General features: G+C 40.4%; 13 protein-coding genes. 5 read left to right on the forward strand and 8 right to left on the reverse strand.

Going from position 1 to position 17,978, the window contains the following annotated elements:
* Positions 1-147: 147 nt before the first annotated feature.
* Positions 148-1,041, forward strand: coding sequence for a substrate-binding periplasmic protein (locus tag CWC18_RS09595; RefSeq protein ID WP_138592622.1), 894 nt, complete (start codon positions 148-150; stop codon positions 1,039-1,041).
* Positions 1,042-1,060: 19 nt separating this feature from the next.
* Here CWC18_RS09595 and CWC18_RS09600 read toward each other — a convergent pair whose 3' ends face one another.
* Both CWC18_RS09600 and putP read right to left on the reverse strand, forming a co-directional pair.
* Positions 1,061-1,918, reverse strand: a complete 858-nt coding sequence (locus CWC18_RS09600) for a PA4780 family RIO1-like protein kinase (protein ID WP_138592623.1) — start codon at positions 1,916-1,918, stop codon at positions 1,061-1,063.
* 268 nt (positions 1,919-2,186) lie between these two features.
* Complete coding sequence (putP, locus tag CWC18_RS09605) at positions 2,187-3,665, reverse strand: sodium/proline symporter PutP (RefSeq protein WP_138592624.1); 1,479 nt, start codon at positions 3,663-3,665, stop codon at positions 2,187-2,189.
* A 282-nt stretch (positions 3,666-3,947) separates the two neighbouring features.
* On the opposite strand from putP, the gene CWC18_RS09610 reads away from it, so the two are divergent.
* The 3 genes from CWC18_RS09610 to CWC18_RS09620 all read left to right on the forward strand — a co-directional run bounded on the left by CWC18_RS09610 (position 3,948) and on the right by CWC18_RS09620 (position 7,666).
* Complete coding sequence (locus CWC18_RS09610; RefSeq protein WP_138592625.1) at positions 3,948-5,171, forward strand: EAL and HDOD domain-containing protein; 1,224 nt, start codon at positions 3,948-3,950, stop codon at positions 5,169-5,171.
* 152 nt (positions 5,172-5,323) lie between these two features.
* On the forward strand, positions 5,324-7,345 hold the full coding sequence (locus CWC18_RS09615; RefSeq protein ID WP_249930093.1) for a TonB-dependent copper receptor: 2,022 nt from the start codon (positions 5,324-5,326) through the stop codon (positions 7,343-7,345).
* A 96-nt stretch (positions 7,346-7,441) separates the two neighbouring features.
* Positions 7,442-7,666 carry a DUF3820 family protein gene (locus CWC18_RS09620; RefSeq protein ID WP_138592626.1) on the forward strand — a complete coding sequence of 75 codons (225 nt, stop codon included), beginning with the start codon at positions 7,442-7,444 and terminating at the stop codon, positions 7,664-7,666.
* Positions 7,667-7,711: 45 nt separating this feature from the next.
* Here the strand turns inward: CWC18_RS09620 and CWC18_RS09625 are convergent, their stop codons facing one another.
* From CWC18_RS09625 to ilvY, 6 genes are all read right to left on the reverse strand, one after another.
* The gene (locus CWC18_RS09625; protein ID WP_138592627.1) at positions 7,712-8,731 is read right to left on the reverse strand and encodes a sterol desaturase family protein; all 1,020 of its coding nucleotides are present in this window, start codon (positions 8,729-8,731) and stop codon (positions 7,712-7,714) included.
* 222 nt (positions 8,732-8,953) lie between these two features.
* Positions 8,954-11,146, reverse strand: coding sequence for a TonB-dependent receptor family protein (locus tag CWC18_RS09630; protein WP_138592628.1), 2,193 nt, complete (start codon positions 11,144-11,146; stop codon positions 8,954-8,956).
* Positions 11,139-12,458, reverse strand: coding sequence for an imelysin family protein (locus tag CWC18_RS09635; protein ID WP_138592629.1), 1,320 nt, complete (start codon positions 12,456-12,458; stop codon positions 11,139-11,141). Before CWC18_RS09635 ends, CWC18_RS09630 begins: the two co-directional genes overlap by 8 nt.
* Positions 12,459-12,539: 81 nt before the next feature.
* The gene (locus CWC18_RS09640) at positions 12,540-14,411 is read right to left on the reverse strand and encodes a DUF4856 domain-containing protein (protein WP_138592630.1); all 1,872 of its coding nucleotides are present in this window, start codon (positions 14,409-14,411) and stop codon (positions 12,540-12,542) included.
* Between the two features lie 286 nt (positions 14,412-14,697).
* Positions 14,698-15,381, reverse strand: coding sequence for a response regulator transcription factor (locus tag CWC18_RS09645; RefSeq protein ID WP_138592631.1), 684 nt, complete (start codon positions 15,379-15,381; stop codon positions 14,698-14,700).
* Between the two features lie 68 nt (positions 15,382-15,449).
* The gene (ilvY, locus tag CWC18_RS09650; RefSeq protein ID WP_138592632.1) at positions 15,450-16,349 is read right to left on the reverse strand and encodes an HTH-type transcriptional activator IlvY; all 900 of its coding nucleotides are present in this window, start codon (positions 16,347-16,349) and stop codon (positions 15,450-15,452) included.
* 121 nt (positions 16,350-16,470) lie between these two features.
* On the opposite strand from ilvY, the gene ilvC reads away from it, so the two are divergent.
* A complete protein-coding gene (ilvC, locus tag CWC18_RS09655; RefSeq protein ID WP_138675164.1) occupies positions 16,471-17,943 on the forward strand; it encodes a ketol-acid reductoisomerase in 1,473 nt (490 codons plus the stop codon).
* Positions 17,944-17,978 lie beyond the last annotated feature (35 nt).

Below are 17,978 nucleotides of genomic sequence, written 5' to 3' on the forward strand. Positions count from 1 at the left end.
TGTTAACTGACTGGCATTAGGCATTTTGCCGGTTTTTTTATGTTTACTCATTTTACAGCTTATCTCGACTTAATAATGGAAAATAAACCAGTATTTCCTACACTTCTCTATGAGAGTAACCAAATTAACTCTAGTAGGTATTGATTAATGCGTTGGCTTATATTTGTGTGTTCTGTGTTCATATCTTTGCAGCTTCAAGCTGCTATCAATGTCGGTTATTTCAAAAATGCAACCTATCAACTGGTTCAAGGGGAAAAATACCAAACAGGCTATTTATACAATGCCATCGGTCACAAAGGGCAACTTCATGTGGTCACATTGGATTGGCCTCCATACATTGGTAATTCGCTGTGCAACAAAGGTTGGGTATTTCAATTTGCAGTTTCACTATTAGCGGAGCAAGGGTACAGTATTTTTATTGAGTTTTTACCTTGGGCCCGCGCAGTCAGAGCGGCAGAGCTAGGTAAAGCAGATATCCTAATGCCAGAGTATTATATTGAAGACTCTGCCCCCTCTGACTACGTAAAAGATAAAACTCGACGTGAAGTGCTCGCACTCTCCAATGCATTTTCTGGTGGAGAAATTGCTTTTTTAAAACGTAAAGGAGAAGCCGATCGTTATAATGGCAACTTAAATTCCCTCAAAGGTGAAAAGATTGGTGTAGTAAGGGGCTATCAAAATACCCCTGAATTCGATGCTATGATGGACAATAATGAATTTGCGATTGTTGAAGCAGTTGATGATCTACAATTAGTTAAATTACTGGTGGGAGGGCGCGTTAATTTAATTATCGGCGACCCTAAAGTGCTGCGCTTTACGGTTAATTACTCTGATCTATCAAAGCCAGAAAAGGTGACTTTATTAAGAAACATTGAAAATGAATCTTTACCTATAAAGTATAATCACCTGTACTTCGCACTAAGTAAAAATAAACCCAAATGGCGCAATGTGTTATCTGATATCAACCGAGCTTTATATATGTTTGAAAACAGTGAAGAAACAAATCGTATCATCGAAATGGGAAGCTCTGAGTGTTACTAAAGTTAACACTCAGACTAAACTAAAGCGCTTCACTGCCCGCTTTTATACGTGCTTGTCGTTCTTGCTCTTCGGCCATGGCAGCGCTAATTTCATCTAACACCGCACTAACATCTGCACTTTGCAATTCTTCTTCAAATATTCCTGTCAACACAGAATGTGGTGTTAAGTTACCTTCCTCAAACAGTGCCCACATTTCTTTTGCATAATTTGTATGGCGTAATGCTGGCGCGTATTCACCATAATACCGGCGCATATTATTCACATCTCGCTCAAACATTGCTTGTGCGCTGTTGTTTGCAGCGGCATTAACTGCTTGAGGTAAGTCAATGATCACTGGACCATTACCATCAACTAATACATTAAACTCTGATAAGTCACCGTGTATTAACCCAACACATAACATAAGACGAATATAATGCATCATTAATGTATATTGTCTGATTGCTTCTTCTTCAGACATACTGACTGCGCCAAGCTGAGGAGCGACATTGCCCTCGTCATCTGATACCAGTTCCATCAGCAAGACACCATCAACGCAACAATAACTTGCTGGCACTCTCACACCAGCAGCAGCAAGTCGAGATAGCGCATCAACCTCGGCGTTTTGCCACACTTCTTCCTCAAGTTGACGACCATAGTTAGAACGCTTGCTCATCGCACGAGCTTGACGACCTCCGCGTACTTTTCGTCCTTCCTGATATTGAGCTGCTTTTTTAAAGCTGCGTTTCATCGCCTCTTTATACACTTTCGCACAGCGAATATGTTGACCACATCTTACAACAAAAACATCTGCTTCTTTGCCACTCATTAACCGACTAAGCACTGCATCAATTAAGCCATCATCAACCAATGGCTGTAAACGTTTAGGTATTTTCACGGGGTCCCTGTTAGGTTAATAAACATCACTTATGATGCTCTATGATTATATATGTGTTGAGGTGAAAACTCAGAATAAGCGTGTTCTGATTTGCGTACCCACACTAGATTGTTTCATCGTAACATTACTTTATTGCGAAAGGATAGACCTTACCCTTGGTTCGAGAAAAATCTCAACGTTCTGCTAAAAATGTTGCTTTACTTTAGACGTGAACGCAACACATAAAAAGGGGGCCAGTTGGCCCCTTTTTATGTGTAAACGCCAAAGTTTATAAATTACTTTGTACTTTTTTAAATAACTCTTGAATACGTTCATGAGGCTCAGAGGTCGCTAAGCTCACAACAACGATAGCAACTGACGATACGATAAACCCAGGTACTATTTCATAAATATGATTACTTAAACTTTGCCCAGCAATTTCAATCGGTGCATAAATCCATACTAATACCGTTACAGCACCCGATACCATACCAGCCAACGCCCCCGCAAAATTCATACGTTGCCAAAATAAACTCAGTAATACCAATGGTCCAAAAGCAGCGCCAAAACCAGCCCATGCATTGCTCACTAAATCTAAGATAGAACTGTTTCTATCATACGCTAAATAAATCGCCAAAATAGCAACAGCCGCAACACTAATGCGCCCTATTAAAACCAGCTCTTTATCCGTCGCATTTCGGTTAATGAAAATTTTGTAGAAATCTTCCGTTAAAGAGCTTGAACTCACCAATAATTGTGATGAAATCGTGCTCATGATAGCGGCCAATATTGCTGCTAATAAGAAACCAGCAATGAGTGGGTGAAATAGCAATTCAGACAAAACTAAAAAAATTGTTTCAGGGTCTTTTACAACAATGCCATTTTCATGTGTATAGGCCGCACCAAATACACCGGTTGCAACAGCACCGAGTGCTGCAATTATCATCCAGCTCATACCTATACGGCGTGCCGTCGGCATATCCTTTACGCTTCTAACTGACATAAAGCGCACGATGATATGTGGTTGACCAAAATATCCCAGCCCCCAAGACATCGCAGAAATAATCCCAATTGCGCCACCTGCACCAATCCAGGTAAGCATTTGTGGGTTAACCGCATTAAGTGTCGATGACAAAGGATTGTCTAAGAGTGAATAAGTGACTGCTGGCACTAATATTAGCGCAATGAACATAATACAGCCTTGCACAAAGTCGGTTAAGCTTACCGCTAAAAACCCACCAAACAATGTATAAAGCACAACTACACCTGTGGTAATGTATAGCCCTGATTCATAACTCATACCAAATGAGTTTTCGAATAGCTTACCACCAGCTACCACGCCTGAAGAGGTATAAAGTGTGAAGAAAATGATGATAACCAATGCTGATACAATGCGTAATGCATTACCTTTGTCTTCAAAGCGATTAGCAAAGTAATCAGGAATGGTGATCGCATCATTCGCTAATTCAGTGTAAACACGTAATCTCGGTGCCACTAATAAGTAGTTTAACCATGCACCGATCACTAAACCGATCGCTATCCAAGTACTGCTAAACCCAGTGACAAACATTGCCCCAGGTAGACCCATTAAGATCCATCCACTCATGTCAGATGCACCAGCTGATAAAGCAGCAACACTCGGTGACAGGCTACGCCCACCTAGCATATAGCCTGATACATCACTGGTTGATTTACGGTAGGCGTACAACCCAATACCCAACATAACCACAAAATATAGTACTAACGAAATAATCGTACCTAATTCCAAAGCTATCTCCTTCATTATGAGCATTCTTGTCAATGAAAATTATCCAACAACCGCCTTTCTGATTGTCATTAAATAGAATGCTTTATTAGTTTTGCGTGACTATAACACGTCTCTTTCAACTACCCCAGTACAGCGAGTTCACCAAGTAAATATGCGTGATAAAGCATCGTTTTAACAGCTAAATCCATACCAAAAGATGAAACAATCAGAAAAAAATAATGAATTACTACTCAACATAACTTATATTGACTTTAAAGTTGTATTAAATGAGAACAGTTGTAGATGTATTTTTATGCGGCGCGTCAACCTATTTTAGACATCAATAAAGAATTAGTAGGCTATGAGTTACTTTTTCGCGATGGTGTTGATAATGTTTTTCCTAATATTGACGGTGACGAAGCGACTTCTCGTTTAATTGAGGGCAGTCAGTTTAACTTTGGCTTAGATGATTTGACTGACAATAAACCCGCTTATATCAATTTCACCCTTGAAACGATACTTAAAGGCTACCCAACTATGCTCAGTCGCGAGCAAGTGGTGATAGAAATTTTGGAAACCGTTCAACCCGGTAAACGGCTTCTTGCAGCAGTGCAAAACTTAAAAGACAAAGGCTATACAATTGCCCTAGATGACTATCAACACCAAAAAGTATGGCGTCATTTTTATCCGTTTGTCGACCAAATCAAAGTCGACTTTCTAACCACATCTCATGAAAAAATTGTCGAAATTATTGATGCTACCAAATCATTTAGCAATATAAAGCTCGTCGCGGAAAAAGTAGAAACCTACGAGCAATATCAACAAGCTATTGAGTGGGGGTTTAGCTTATTTCAAGGGTTCTTTTTTGCCAAACCCGAAATGGTACAAAGCAAAGCACTGCCCCCGTCAGAAATGGCGCTCGCTGAGCTTCTATATGAAACCTCCAGCGTTAATGTCGACTTACAAAGAATTACCGGCGTATTTGAACGCGATGTTAACCTATCATACAAGTTATTACGGTACTCCAACTCTGCTGCATTTAAACGCAGAGCCGAGATAAGCACCATTAAGCAAGCACTCGTTGTCCTTGGTAATGCTGAATTAAAGAAATTTCTATCTTTGCTTTTTGCAGCTCAAGTCTCAGCTGAGAAGCCTATGGAATTAATAAAGCTGTCGTTAACTCGAGCACGCTTTTGCGAGCTACTCGCGACACGAAAACATGATAAACATCATATCGGCACCGCCTTTTTAACTGGCATGATGTCGTTAATGGATGCCATACTTGATGAAACGATGGACAGTGTAATGAATAAGCTCCCATTGGTCATTGAGATCAAAGATGCATTGCTCGAAGCTAAGGGGACTTTAGCTGACTATTTATCTATCGCGACCGAATATGAACAAGCTCAGTGGGATAAAGCACAAGGAAGCTGTAATAAAATGAACTTAGACCCTGCTTGCCTGCCCGAAATTTATAATGAGGCAGTTAGTTGGAGCAATGAACAAATGCAGGTGATTGAGCGATAAACGTTACACTGTTCGACTCAGCCCCTATCACTCACATTAATATTTGACTTACATCAAAGTAAGTCAAAACCTCTCACAGTGCGACAATCTGTCACACTGCAAGCAACACACAAATCTATAAAATCCATCATAATTTAATGACTTGAGACATTATGATGAAAAAAACAATTCTGAGTATTGCATTACTCACGGCAATAAGTACTCACGCTGAAAACGCTGATCTCGAACGTATCGTCGTCGTTGCTCCTATGCACTCCCCCCTTGATATAAAAACAGATCCTAAATTACCGCGTCAACCTCTCCCTGCGCAAGACGGCGCTGACTTACTGTCTAGTATTAGCGGTTTTTCTTTAATAAAAAAAGGAGCCGCAAGCAGTGATCCGGTATTTCGAGGTATGGCTGGTTCTCGACTAAATATCATAACCGATGGTGGTCTTATACTTGGCGGGTGTGGCAATCGAATGGATCCGCCCACTGCGTACATTACTCCGCAATCTTATGATTCGCTGACCGTCATAAAAGGACCTCAAACCGTATTATATGGTTCAGGTAATAGCGCCGCAACCGTGGTCTTTGAGCGTATCAATGAACGCTTAGAGCAAAGCGGTATCTCTGGTTTTGCCAACGCAGTCATAGCCAGTGCAGAACGTCGAAGCCTTAATACAGACATAAAAGCAGGCACTCAAGATTATTACACAAGTTTTTCAGGCAGCTACAGCCGTGCTGATGATTTTTCCGATGGTGATAATACGTCTATTCATTCCAAATATAAGCGCTGGAATGCCGACGCTGAATTTGCCTATACGCCTGCAGATGACAAAATAATGAGCCTCAGTTTCGGGCAAAGTGATGGTGAAGTCGCCTATGCTGATCGCATGATGGATGGTAGCCTATTTGATAGAACGTACTCAGCGATAAAAACTGATTGGGCAATAGACCATGCTCTCATTAACAATGTTGAAGCGCAATGGTACTACAACAAGGTTGATCATGTGATGGATAACTATAGCTTGCGTCCGTTTACCGCAAATATGATGATGAAACACCCCACAGCATCTAACCCAGACCGCCGCACGCAGGGTGGTAAAATCATATTTAACGCGTACTTTGATGACGCAAACTCGGTGATATTTGGTATTGACCATCAGCAAGACCGCCATCGAAACCGAGTTAGTCGAAACCAACCCATCACACCTTATGAAACACTGGCTCGCATCACTGATGGAGCGTTTAAAAAAACCGGCCTGTTCACTGAATATGAATACAAGATCAATGCCAAACAGCAGCTTATTTCTGGCCTTAGGCTCGATCGCTGGCAGGCAACAGATAAACGCCAAAATATTTCAGTGATGATGAAAACAATGCCTAACCCTACCGCATCTTTCACCCGTAAAGACACCTTATGGAGTGGTTTTGCACGATTACAGCAACAAAATAACAATAACAGCTACTTTGTTGGCTTAGGTCACACTGAGCGGTTTCCTGATTATTGGGAGTTACTGGGCGGTGGGCGTCAAAGCCCTAATAGCCTCAGTGCGTTCAATAACGAAATTGAAAAAACGAACCAAATCGATGTGGGGGTGTTGCACAAAACCAAGCAGTGGCAAGGATCAGTTTCTCTCTTCTACAGTCATATTACCGACTATATTTTAACTGATAATTTATATGGAAGTGCACCGATGACGAAAAAAGTCACGCGTCATGTTGATGCTCAAACCTATGGTTTTGAAGCTGATATCAGTTATGACCTAACCAAAAATTGGGTCACAGGTGCAAGTATCAATTATGTCCGCGCGAGTAATTTATCAGATAATAGCCCGCTTGCTCAGCAACCTCCCCTTCAGGCTCGATTTACACTCGATTACCAACGCACAAACTGGCATATGGGTCTGCTTTGGCGTTTAGTCGCAGCTCAACATCGCATTGCCGTCGGCCAAGGCAATATTGCCGGCCAAGATATAACTGAGTCAACGGGCTTTGGGACATTGGCGCTTAACGCCAGTTACAGTCAAACAGAGTCACTTGATTGGAGTGTCGGTATCGACAATTTACTTGATAAGACCTACAGTGAGCACCTGAGCAAATCAGGCAGTGCAGTCAGTGGTTACCCTCAAATAGGTAAAATCAACGAAGCAGGCTTAACCTTTTGGCTCAACGCTAACTGGCGGTTTTAATCACTCGTAACGTTGCAGGGTATATGGTTTTGCTTTATTAAAGCCCCTACCCTGATACACTAATATAACGACATAGCATATTATTAAACGGTATCAATGCACGACCAGCAAGCACTACTTAAAGCCATAAATACAAAAATGCCCTTTGGAAAATACGCAGGAACGCCTTTGCTACTGTTACCAGAACCCTATGTGGTATGGTTTAAACAAAAGGGTTTTCCCAGCGGGCCCTTAGGAGAGCAGTTGGCTATGATCTACGAAGTCAAACTGAATGGGCTTGAACAGGTACTTATGCCATTGCTTAAGCCGCATACCCGTTAGTGCTACAATCAAAACTATTATTAGTACCGAATTTAAAAAGTGGTCTCACTTAATTTTATCGCCAGCTTCTTTTAATTGTGTGCTCTGTGGTGTCACCTTCGCCCCTTTATTTGCCCATTTACTCGGTAGTAGAGCCTTAAACCCTAAACGTATTGGTTTAATATAAATGGCTAGTAAAGAATCATGCCCCGCATCATACTTTCCCACGCCAATAGTAATATCAGGCGCTTGTGACGCACGTATTAATGAACCAAATAACCGATCCCAAATGGCCAGTGCAGAGCCTAAATTGGTGTCGAAATGCTGTGGATTATCACTATGATGAATTTGATGCTGTGCAGGACTGATAAACCAACGTTCTAATCTATCGCCCCATGTAAAACGAATATGAGAATGCCTGAGGTTAGCGCCGAAAATATTAAATATAAATACAAACGCATTTGCGCCGAGTATGTCATACATACTTAACCCTGTGCCAAATAGATGGTAGCCAAACCCCACCACAATACCTTGCGTCAATGCCATTCGACACGCATAAAAGTAACTTTCTATCGGATGTGAACGATAAATTGTGAAGGGAGTCAGTACTTTCGCCGAATGATGCACTTTATGTATTTCCCATAAGCAAGGCACCTTGTGCAAAGCTAAATGCAATAAAAAACGCGTTAAATCATCGACAATGAATAACATCAGTGTAAATGAGACTATAACCAACTCACTGGGCCAATCTAAATGTAATGGTGTCCCAAACAAATATTCCATTGAGTCAGTAATAAAAATTGCGACAGGTACCATGGTCAGCACAATGGGCGAAAAAGTAGCAGCTTTAATGACTGTATTAGTGAAAAGAAGCCCATAATCGAGTTTGGCGCTCTTTGACAACCACACCGACTTAGGAAATAAAAACTTGAGAAACCCTTTTCCAGATTTGGCTTGTTCAACAGAAAAATAAACAGGTAGCGCCATGACAACAGCACTGAGCAAATAAGGAATATAGATCCGCTTATTTGCATCAAGTAGATAACTTGGTAACGCGATTAGACTCTGCCAAATTTGCTCTATCATACTTACCTCAAAAAAAAGGGCCAACTCAGTTGACCCGTTCCTTGGTGCAGTTGCTATTTTCTATTCTATTTTTATCTACTTCGCTTGTTCGGCTTTTCTACTATGTTATCGGTTAACTCGCAAGGAATAAACGTGAACCGTAGATTCCACTTTGTATAAAAGCCAATAAAACTGATAAAAAACAAACAAAAAAGCTCAACAGCCCATCATACAACGTCTTAATTAAAACTGATATTTGTAGCCAACCGATAGTTGCCTTGGCTTACCAGGACGAGCTCCGTAAGGACGACGGCTCACTATTTCAACTTCGTCAAGCACATTGTCTATTTTGACATACACATGGCCATATTGATCAAAGTCGTAGCTAGCTGACATATCAACGGTTACATTTGAAGGTAAATTAACACCCGAAAGAACTTCACCACTTCCAGCCACTTCCTTCATTTCACCAACATACTTGACCGACACATCAAATTTCCAATTCCCACCAACTACCCCAATATTAAAAGTGGCCTGATGATCTGCTAAATATGGCAAGCTATCGCCAGGGTTGATGTAACCCCATTGTACAAACCCTGATTGAAACTCATTCTTAAATTCACTTTGAGTATACGTATATACGAAACTATAAGGGACTTCGATTTGTAAATTAAGGGGATATGTTTGCGAGAATTGTACCTCCAAACCATACACATCAACTTCACCACCACTGAATGTCTCCCCCACTATGTTACCACAATTTGAAAAACCACATGTTTCTGTTAAGTTTTTATAATCATTAAAAAATGAAACAACTTCTAATTGTGTTACGCCATCGTTGAATCGACCGCCAAACTCATAATTTATGCTATTTTCTAACCCTTTGGATGCCGCATTTTTTGGTGCGGATGGTACAAACCCTTCATGAATACCAAATAAAAGCCCGGAGTCTTCAGAAAGCTGATAAAAACCACTTAGGCTTGGTAACCAAATATGTGTTGACTTATCTTGCCATAAATTATCATCACGTAAATCTTGATAATGCATGTCCATAAACTCACCACGTACACCTATGCCTAACGTCAATGCATCTAGCGTGATTTTATCTTCAATGTAAACTGACCAAGCTTTTGTAGATTCAATGTCATTGGTTGCAGGACGAATACCAAGCATAGCGTCTTGTGCTATTCCTGAAACCATTTGATAGGTTTCCTCAAAATGCTTACGTTCTATTTCATCTTCATGATAACGGACACCTGTGGCGATATTATGGGTCAATCCAAAAATTGATTGTTCAAAATCTGCATCAACTTGAATACCTTGAGAGTAATATGCTCTGTCGTTAGTCCCCACATTTAAATATTGAGTTGGAAAACCATCAGCCACTGAATCTAACTGACCAGACAGCACCGCGTAGGCTAATTCATACTTATCAGGGTCACGTAAAATTGTTTGTAATTTTACAGGGTTGTTTAATAAGCTATTTAACTTCTTCCAAGCTCTTTCGTAATCATTACGGTATACACGTGTTGCCACGCTGAAATTCTCTCCATCTGCAAAATGTGAAAACATCACTTGCTGATGAGTCGTATCCATTAAAGCTGGTTGAGATGCGGCATACCTTCTATAGGGGTTATCTGAAAAGTCACTGTCTGTGAGACCCAGATAAGTTTCATCAGACTCTTCACCTGAGTAAGATAATTTAAGTCCAACGGTATGATCAATATCCTGTGTTGCAAATTTATAATTGAATTTTGCCAGTAGATCATTTTTCTCAAAACCGGTATTACCTCCACCATCGAGTTTTTTAAAACCATCAGCTTTTAGAGTGACCCCTTCAAGCAAAAAACCGACATTATTAACCACCGAACCAAAGTGGCCGTGTGCTTTTTGATAGCCATCAGAACCAACAGATAAATCAATGCCACCTTCAGAAAATTCAGGGATTTGACGGGTAACTAAGTTCAGAGCTCCAGCAACTGTTTGTGGGCCATGCTTAATGACCGCTGGCCCTTTAAATACTTCCACCGCCGTCATTCGTGTTAAAATAGGAAAATAATAGGCCGCAGGTGCTGAATAAGGAGAAGGACCAATAAGAACACCGTCTTCCATAATGCTTATTTTTTTACTTCTCTCAGGGGTTACACCTCTAAAGCCAATATTTGGCCTCAAGCCATAACCATCTTCTTCTCTAATATTAATCCCAGGAACTGAAGCAAGTACCCGGTGGATATCATTGTATTCAAATTTCTCTAATTCAGCCTCGCCAATCAGAGTCGCCGACCCTGCTTCTGTTCTTAACTTATCATAATGACTAATAATCGTAATATGTTCTAAGCCATCATCACTATTTTCTTCTGCCGCATGTGCAAAAGGTAACAATAGCGCAAGCGTAACAGCAGTGGCGGATTTAGTTAATTTAATTGAGTTAGTCATTATCACCTGCCGATGTTTTAGGAAGTTCTAGCGCGAGTTTATTTATAAAATCATTCTTAAGTTGATCAGTGACATCCTTCACTTTTGCATGGGTATTTTCAACTTTTTCATTATCACTGCTCAATGCATCATACAAGCTTGCCTCAATGGCATCTGTAGCTGCTTTTGCTTCATTTAAGCCATCTACCATCAGGTCTTTGGTATCTTGAGCGTTTGACTCAACTAAAAAATCATCAAATCCAATTTGAGCATCAGCGCTCTCAGCGTTACCTAAAAACAATGCTTCAAACGCAATTAAATTTGCTTTTAAGTTATCAACCGAATATTTAGCAATAGAATTTTCAACATCCTTTGGACAAACCGACAAGCCACAAGAATTTTCAAATTTACCAAGTGGAAGACCTAATTTAAAATCCTTTACTTCTTTATCAAGATAAAATAGCGCATCAGATATTGCATTAATTGCTTTTAAAGGAGTCGTAAACGAATTACCAACATCTCCAGCATTTTTTAGTTCATTGGCGTAACCATCTTCCGCAGTCCATTGTGATACTAGTAGTTGTGCATTTTCATTTAAGTCTTTACTAACCTCAGTTGCAAACTTACAACGTGCAATTTTAATCGATTGCTCAGAGCGAGAATTCCAATCGGCAAGTGCATCATTGGTCGTACTACAATTGTGCTCATAAGACGTATTAAACAGTAGATGTTCTAGCGACAACAAGCCTCTTCGTGTGAACGTACGATCTTTTAAATTGTAAGGTCTTGCATTATTTAAATTAATTACCCCATCTTCAAAATAAGCCGTATCCTGATCAACACCACATAAACTCTTTGAAGGCCAAGAATAAATAACGTTTCTTAAAGCACTTTCATTTGTTACAAGTGGTCCTAACTGCATAAGCTCGGCTTGTTGCCAAATGCTCATTGTGCTTTGCCAGCTCTGCTTAGCCAAATCAAAACTTGCATCACGCTCAGTAAAATCTGTTGTGCTATCGTCGATTGTTTGTTCAATACTACAATAATTGTTTATATTGTTGTGTAAAGAGGCTGTTTCGCTTTGAAATGACGTAAATGTTGGGGTGATAACTTGATCAACAAGACCAGCGAGCAAAGCTTTTTCATCAAAGGAAGGTGTGCCGCCACTATTGTTACCTCCACCACTATTGCCGTTACCATTATTTGACCCATTATCTGAGCCATCATCAAAAGCGCTTCCAGACTGACCTGATGAACTTTCACCGCAGCCCATTAATCCTAAAGAAAAAACTAAGGCTAAAGGAATACACTTTAATTGCGAAACATAATTCATGGTTGTTCCTAATTATTTAACTATAAAAAAAGGTTAGCTCTTGTTAAAAAGCTAACCTTGTTCATTATCTAAATGGCTGTATTACCATCCAAGAACATTGTCTTCATTGAAGTCATATGCATCTTTCAATAAATCACGGGCAAGCTTTAAATCAGCTATATACGCTTCGATATCAGCAGTAACTAGCACTGGCGCATCACCGAACAAAGTGTGTAACTCAACAAATTTAGTGGCACCAACTGTGTCTTTTTTAGGGTTTAAATCACTGTCAGCGAACGGAGAAAATGGGCTAAACTGGAAGTTCAAACCAAAACCTTTCATTTCACCCCAGTGCTTAGCAAGTGACGCAAATTCATCGGCAGTGTACTCACCATCTTTAATTTTATCGTAATCACCTAGGGAATCATTGATGTAATGAACAACTGTTGCTGCAATGGCTTTTTCCCAAGCTAAAGCTGCATCAAACACGTGTGCTTTTACTTGTGTCATTTGCTCGTCAGTTAATTCTACGCCAACATTATCGTTAAGGATCTTTCGACCTTGAATAAAGTTAGTCACTGCAACCGCAGTAAAATCTGTAGTAACATTACTTGGCTTATTAATGATGTTGCCTTCATCATCCTTTTCAAGTGTACCTCTGTCACGTTTAGCAGCATTTGAGGCATTACCCCAAATAAACTCTGCAGCTAAGTCATATTTGCCATCCATATCGGCATCGTACTTACCTTGGTGCGTGTCTCTACCACCTTTTTTAGCAATCTCGTCATCAGACAGCTCTAAATAGTGACGGTTCGCGCCAAAATAACCAAAACCTTCGTCAAATTGATGTTCAAGAGAAGTATAAGGTTTACCTTCTTTATGCGCTTCAACATTCTGAGAGTCTAGACCCTCATCAAGATAATCGTCTGTACCTTGAGAAAACATCAATGCACCAAGTGTGTGCTTTTGTACTAGTTGCACTAGGTCATGACCTTGAGGCGTTATATAAGCTTTTGTGATCTCATTACCAGCAGGATCTTTCAATTGTTCGCCATCAACCATTGCTTTGATCTGTGCTTCAAACAAGTCAAAGTAAAATTTTACTAATCCCTCTGCTGTTTTCTTGTTATCTCCAAAATCAGTCCAACCCGCAAACCCTGTACCGTCTTCTTTTAACCAGTCTTTGTACATTTTAGAAGGATCTGCGCCAGCTATTTTACCGCTGAGCTCTTTACCAGAACCTGAAATATCAGCAAAAGTTGTTTGTGCGTAGTTTGCTTCCAGTGAATCACTGTCGCCTAAATGAGTGATTTCATCATCTGCAACCGCAGCATAGTCACCCCATAATGCATCTAAACGAGTGCGTGCAATTGTCGGAGCATCAGTGCCAAGTCCTGCAATATATTCAGCATTGAATTTGCTCATGTAAGACTTAATTTCAGATGATAATGCATGACGCGCCGTTTGACCTGTATACGATACCGAAGATCCAGTTGCATCAGCAAGCTTAGTATCAAATTCATACACATTTACACCTGGTGTTGCAGCCGTATCAGCAACCGATAACTCAAGATCTTTTTCAAATGAAAGGTCGCCCGCGTCAGTTACCACTATTTTAACAGAAATTGTTTCATCAGCAGCCATCTGCTCGAAGTTTAAAGCATGGTGACTTGCCAATTTAAGCATAGTGCCTTCAATTGTGAAACGCACATCATCAGTAGTAAACGTATGTCCATCTTCAGCGTCATCTTCGGCTGTCAAAGATCCAACTTCTGCACCAACCACATCTTCAGCAATAACAGTTGATGATAAGTTAATATCTGTTGGCGCTGTGTTTGTAGGCGCTGGAGTTGGTGTTGGAGTTGGTGTTGGTGTTGGAGTTGGCTCATTAGAATTAGATGACCCTCCACACGCAGTTAAACCCAAGGTTGCAGCCAGAATAGAAGTAGCGAGAAGAGACTTACGTAAAATCATTGATGATTTCCTCTGAAAATTAATATTATTTACATTTTCTTATTCAGGATAAAAGTATACACGCATATAAATAGCAATCAATATTATTTGCGTTGCCAAAACAAAGTTAATATAAAAGTTTGTAGAGTCGTAGCCATAAAAAATCAGCAATTTACAGAATGAAAACGGCTTAGAGTACAGTTATGTTCAGTAATCTGCATGTTAATCATTTCGATTTAAAACTCTGCTTTTGTTTTGTTTTTTCTTTCTATCCTTGAAGATTACATTGCAAAAAAAGCAACAAAAACTATTTCCATGCCTCTCTCACAAAAATATAACCTTGTTTCCAAATGGTTTTTATTTTGCTTGGCTGTGAGGGGTCATCCTCTAATTTTTTGCGCAGTCTCGAGATACGCACATCCACCGTGCGTGTATCATCTTGATAAGGTTTTTCTATGATTGTTTGGTACACATATTCGCGGCTTAACACGTTTCCAGCATTACGTGCCAATAACCATAATAGTTCAAACTCGTGACTTGTCAGATAAACTTCTCGATTATTGAGTGTTACCAAACGTGCCTGGGAGTCAACCACTAGGCTACCAAAGGTCAGTACAGCAGATTTATCTGATGAATATTGACGAAGCAATGCATTTAAGCGAGCTTGCCATAACCTTGGCGTTGCCGAAGTGGTGATCACATCATCAGCACCAGACTCTAGTAATGCACTATGCGTATCTTCATCCTTTAAATCTGTGCACACCATGATAGGTGCTAAGAACTTAGCTTTTACTTTTTCAATTAAATGGGTTGGATCACCCAGAGTAAAGTGTTCACTTAACACCACCCCACATACATCCTCGCTCGTAGCCCACTGCGACATTTCATCCATATCTGAAAACTGAAAAACCTCATGTCCCGCTTCTTCAAACATTATTTTGCGTTGCGTGAAACACTCAACTTCGCTTTCAGCTATCAAGATTTTAGCCATTACTACACCTAAAGGATTAGTTTTTATTTTATTTCGGCTAGTTTAATGTCTGAAACTGAATGGCACCTTTACAAGCGAAACAAATTTTCAGCAGTTTCCCACAAGACTGTAACAACAGGATCCGTTAAGCGCTTTGTTTTGCACACCAAACCAATTTCTATTGGCTCTATTAAATCCAGTGAACTGAGATAGCGGACCTGATCTTTAAAAGGGCTTTGCGCTAAAACTATTTCAGGCACACACGCCACACCAAAGCCTAAGCTTGCTAGTGCAACCATTGCTTCATGGCCTGAGACATGGGCATACACTCGCGGTGTAAAAGCCTGCGTTTTACAAAACTGATCTAATCGGTCTTTTAGTATCCCTTGTTCAGGCATAATAAAAGGGAGTTGGCTCCACTGAATGTTGTTGCTCTGCTGCGATGAAAGTAACTCTGTTAGTGGACACGCCATAATGGGTGCAACAATAACCAACTGTGACTGTCCTATTGGTAAATAAGATGTACCTTGTGGTAGCTGTGCAGGTTTGACTGCTACGGCAAGATCTTCTTTGTCGTTTAATACATGCGTAATAGATAGTGCAGGGTCTCCGGTATTTAAATTAAGCTCAATGGCCGGATACTGCTGCCTAAATTTCGCAAATAGGTCATAAACAAAACTATAGGTTGCGGTGACTGAGCAATAAAAGCTTAACTCACCGCTTAAAGGCTGGCCATTATCTTGGCACTCACTCTTAAATTGCCGCCACTGTGCCAATGAGGAGCGTGCATACTCAACAAAAGCCTTACCTTGAGCTGTTAAACTCACGCTACGATTATCCCTAATAAATAAAGCGATATTTAGCTCCTTTTCAAGCTGCTTTATTTGTCTGCTTAACGTGGGTGCACTAATATGGCACTGCTCGCTCGCACGGCCAAAATGCAATGTTTCAGCTAAGGCTAAAAAGTACTTTAACTGTTTATGATCCATACGCCCTCATGTTTCACGTTATGAAATACTGTAATTCAAATATATCATTTTACGTAATTTAAAACAGGACATATGCTGGCTTTATATTCTATTTAATACTCTATTATTTTAAGGTACTAACATGGCGAACTACTTTAACTCTCTTCCTTTAAGAGAACAGCTAGCACAACTAGCCCAATGCGAATTTATGGATCCACAAGAGTTTAACGATGGTGTTAACGAATTAATCGGCAAAAAGCTCGTTATTGTTGGTTGTGGTGCACAAGGTCTAAACCAAGGTCTTAATTTACGCGATTCTGGGTTAGATGTAAGCTATGCATTACGTGAGTCGGCTATTTCAGAAAAGCGTCAGTCATTTTTGAATGCCTCTGACAATGGGTTCATTGTTGGCACCTATCAAGAGCTCATTCCTGATGCAGATTTAGTCCTTAACTTAACCCCTGATAAGCAACATACCGCGGTTGTTAGCGCGGTTATGCCACTAATGAAAAAAGGCGCTACGCTTGCTTACTCCCATGGTTTCAACATTGTGGAAGAAGGCATGCAAGTACGTGAAGATCTTACGGTCATTATGGTTGCCCCAAAATGTCCAGGCACAGAAGTGCGTGAAGAATATAAACGTGGATTCGGCGTACCGACACTTATTGCAGTGCACCCAGAAAATGACCCGCAAGGTAAGGGTCTGGTGCAAGCCAAAGCTTACGCTGCAGGCACAGGTGGCCATCGAGCAGGCGTATTAAACTCTTCTTTCATTGCTGAAGTAAAATCAGATCTCATGGGTGAACAAACCATTCTATGTGGCATGTTACAAACAGGGTCACTACTTTGCTTTGATAAAATGGTAGAGAAAGGTGTTGATGCTGCCTATGCATCAAAGCTTATTCAGTATGGCTGGGAAGTTATCACTGAAGCATTAAAATATGGTGGTATCACTAATATGATGGACCGCCTGTCAAATCCAGCAAAGTTAAAAGCATTTAGCTTAAGTGAAGAGCTCAAACAGATCATGCGCCCGCTGTATAACAAACATATGGATGACATCATCAGCGGTGAGTTTTCTCAGGGTATGATGGCTGACTGGGCTGAAGATGATGCAAAATTATTAGCTTGGCGTGCTGAAACCGGTGAAACTGCTTTTGAAAAGCAAACAAACACCACACAAGAAATATCAGAACAAACTTTCTTCGACAAAGGAATTTTAATGGTTGCAATGGTTAAGGCGGGTGTTGAACTGGCTTTTGAAACTATGACGGCCGCAGGAATTATTGATGAATCTGCGTATTACGAGTCACTGCATGAAACACCGCTTATCGCAAATACAATAGCACGTAAAAAGCTGTATGAGATGAATAGCACTATCTCAGATACTGCTGAGTATGGCTGTTACCTTTACAACCATGCCTGTTTGCCTTTATTAAAGCCCTTTATGGAAAATATTAACATTGATGTGATAGGTAAAGGCCTTGAGGCAACCAGTAATTACGCTGATAACCAAGCTCTCATCGATGCTAACCATGCAATTCGCACGCACCCTGTTGAAATCATAGGTGAAAAGCTCCGTGGTTACATGTCAGCAATGAAAAAAATAGTTTAGACCAGTTCGCTTGTTAGAAACCGAGCCCATACGCA

Origin of the sequence: Pseudoalteromonas aurantia (assembly GCF_005886875.1) — a bacterium.
In the GTDB taxonomy this organism is placed as follows: domain Bacteria; phylum Pseudomonadota; class Gammaproteobacteria; order Enterobacterales; family Alteromonadaceae; genus Pseudoalteromonas; species Pseudoalteromonas aurantia_A.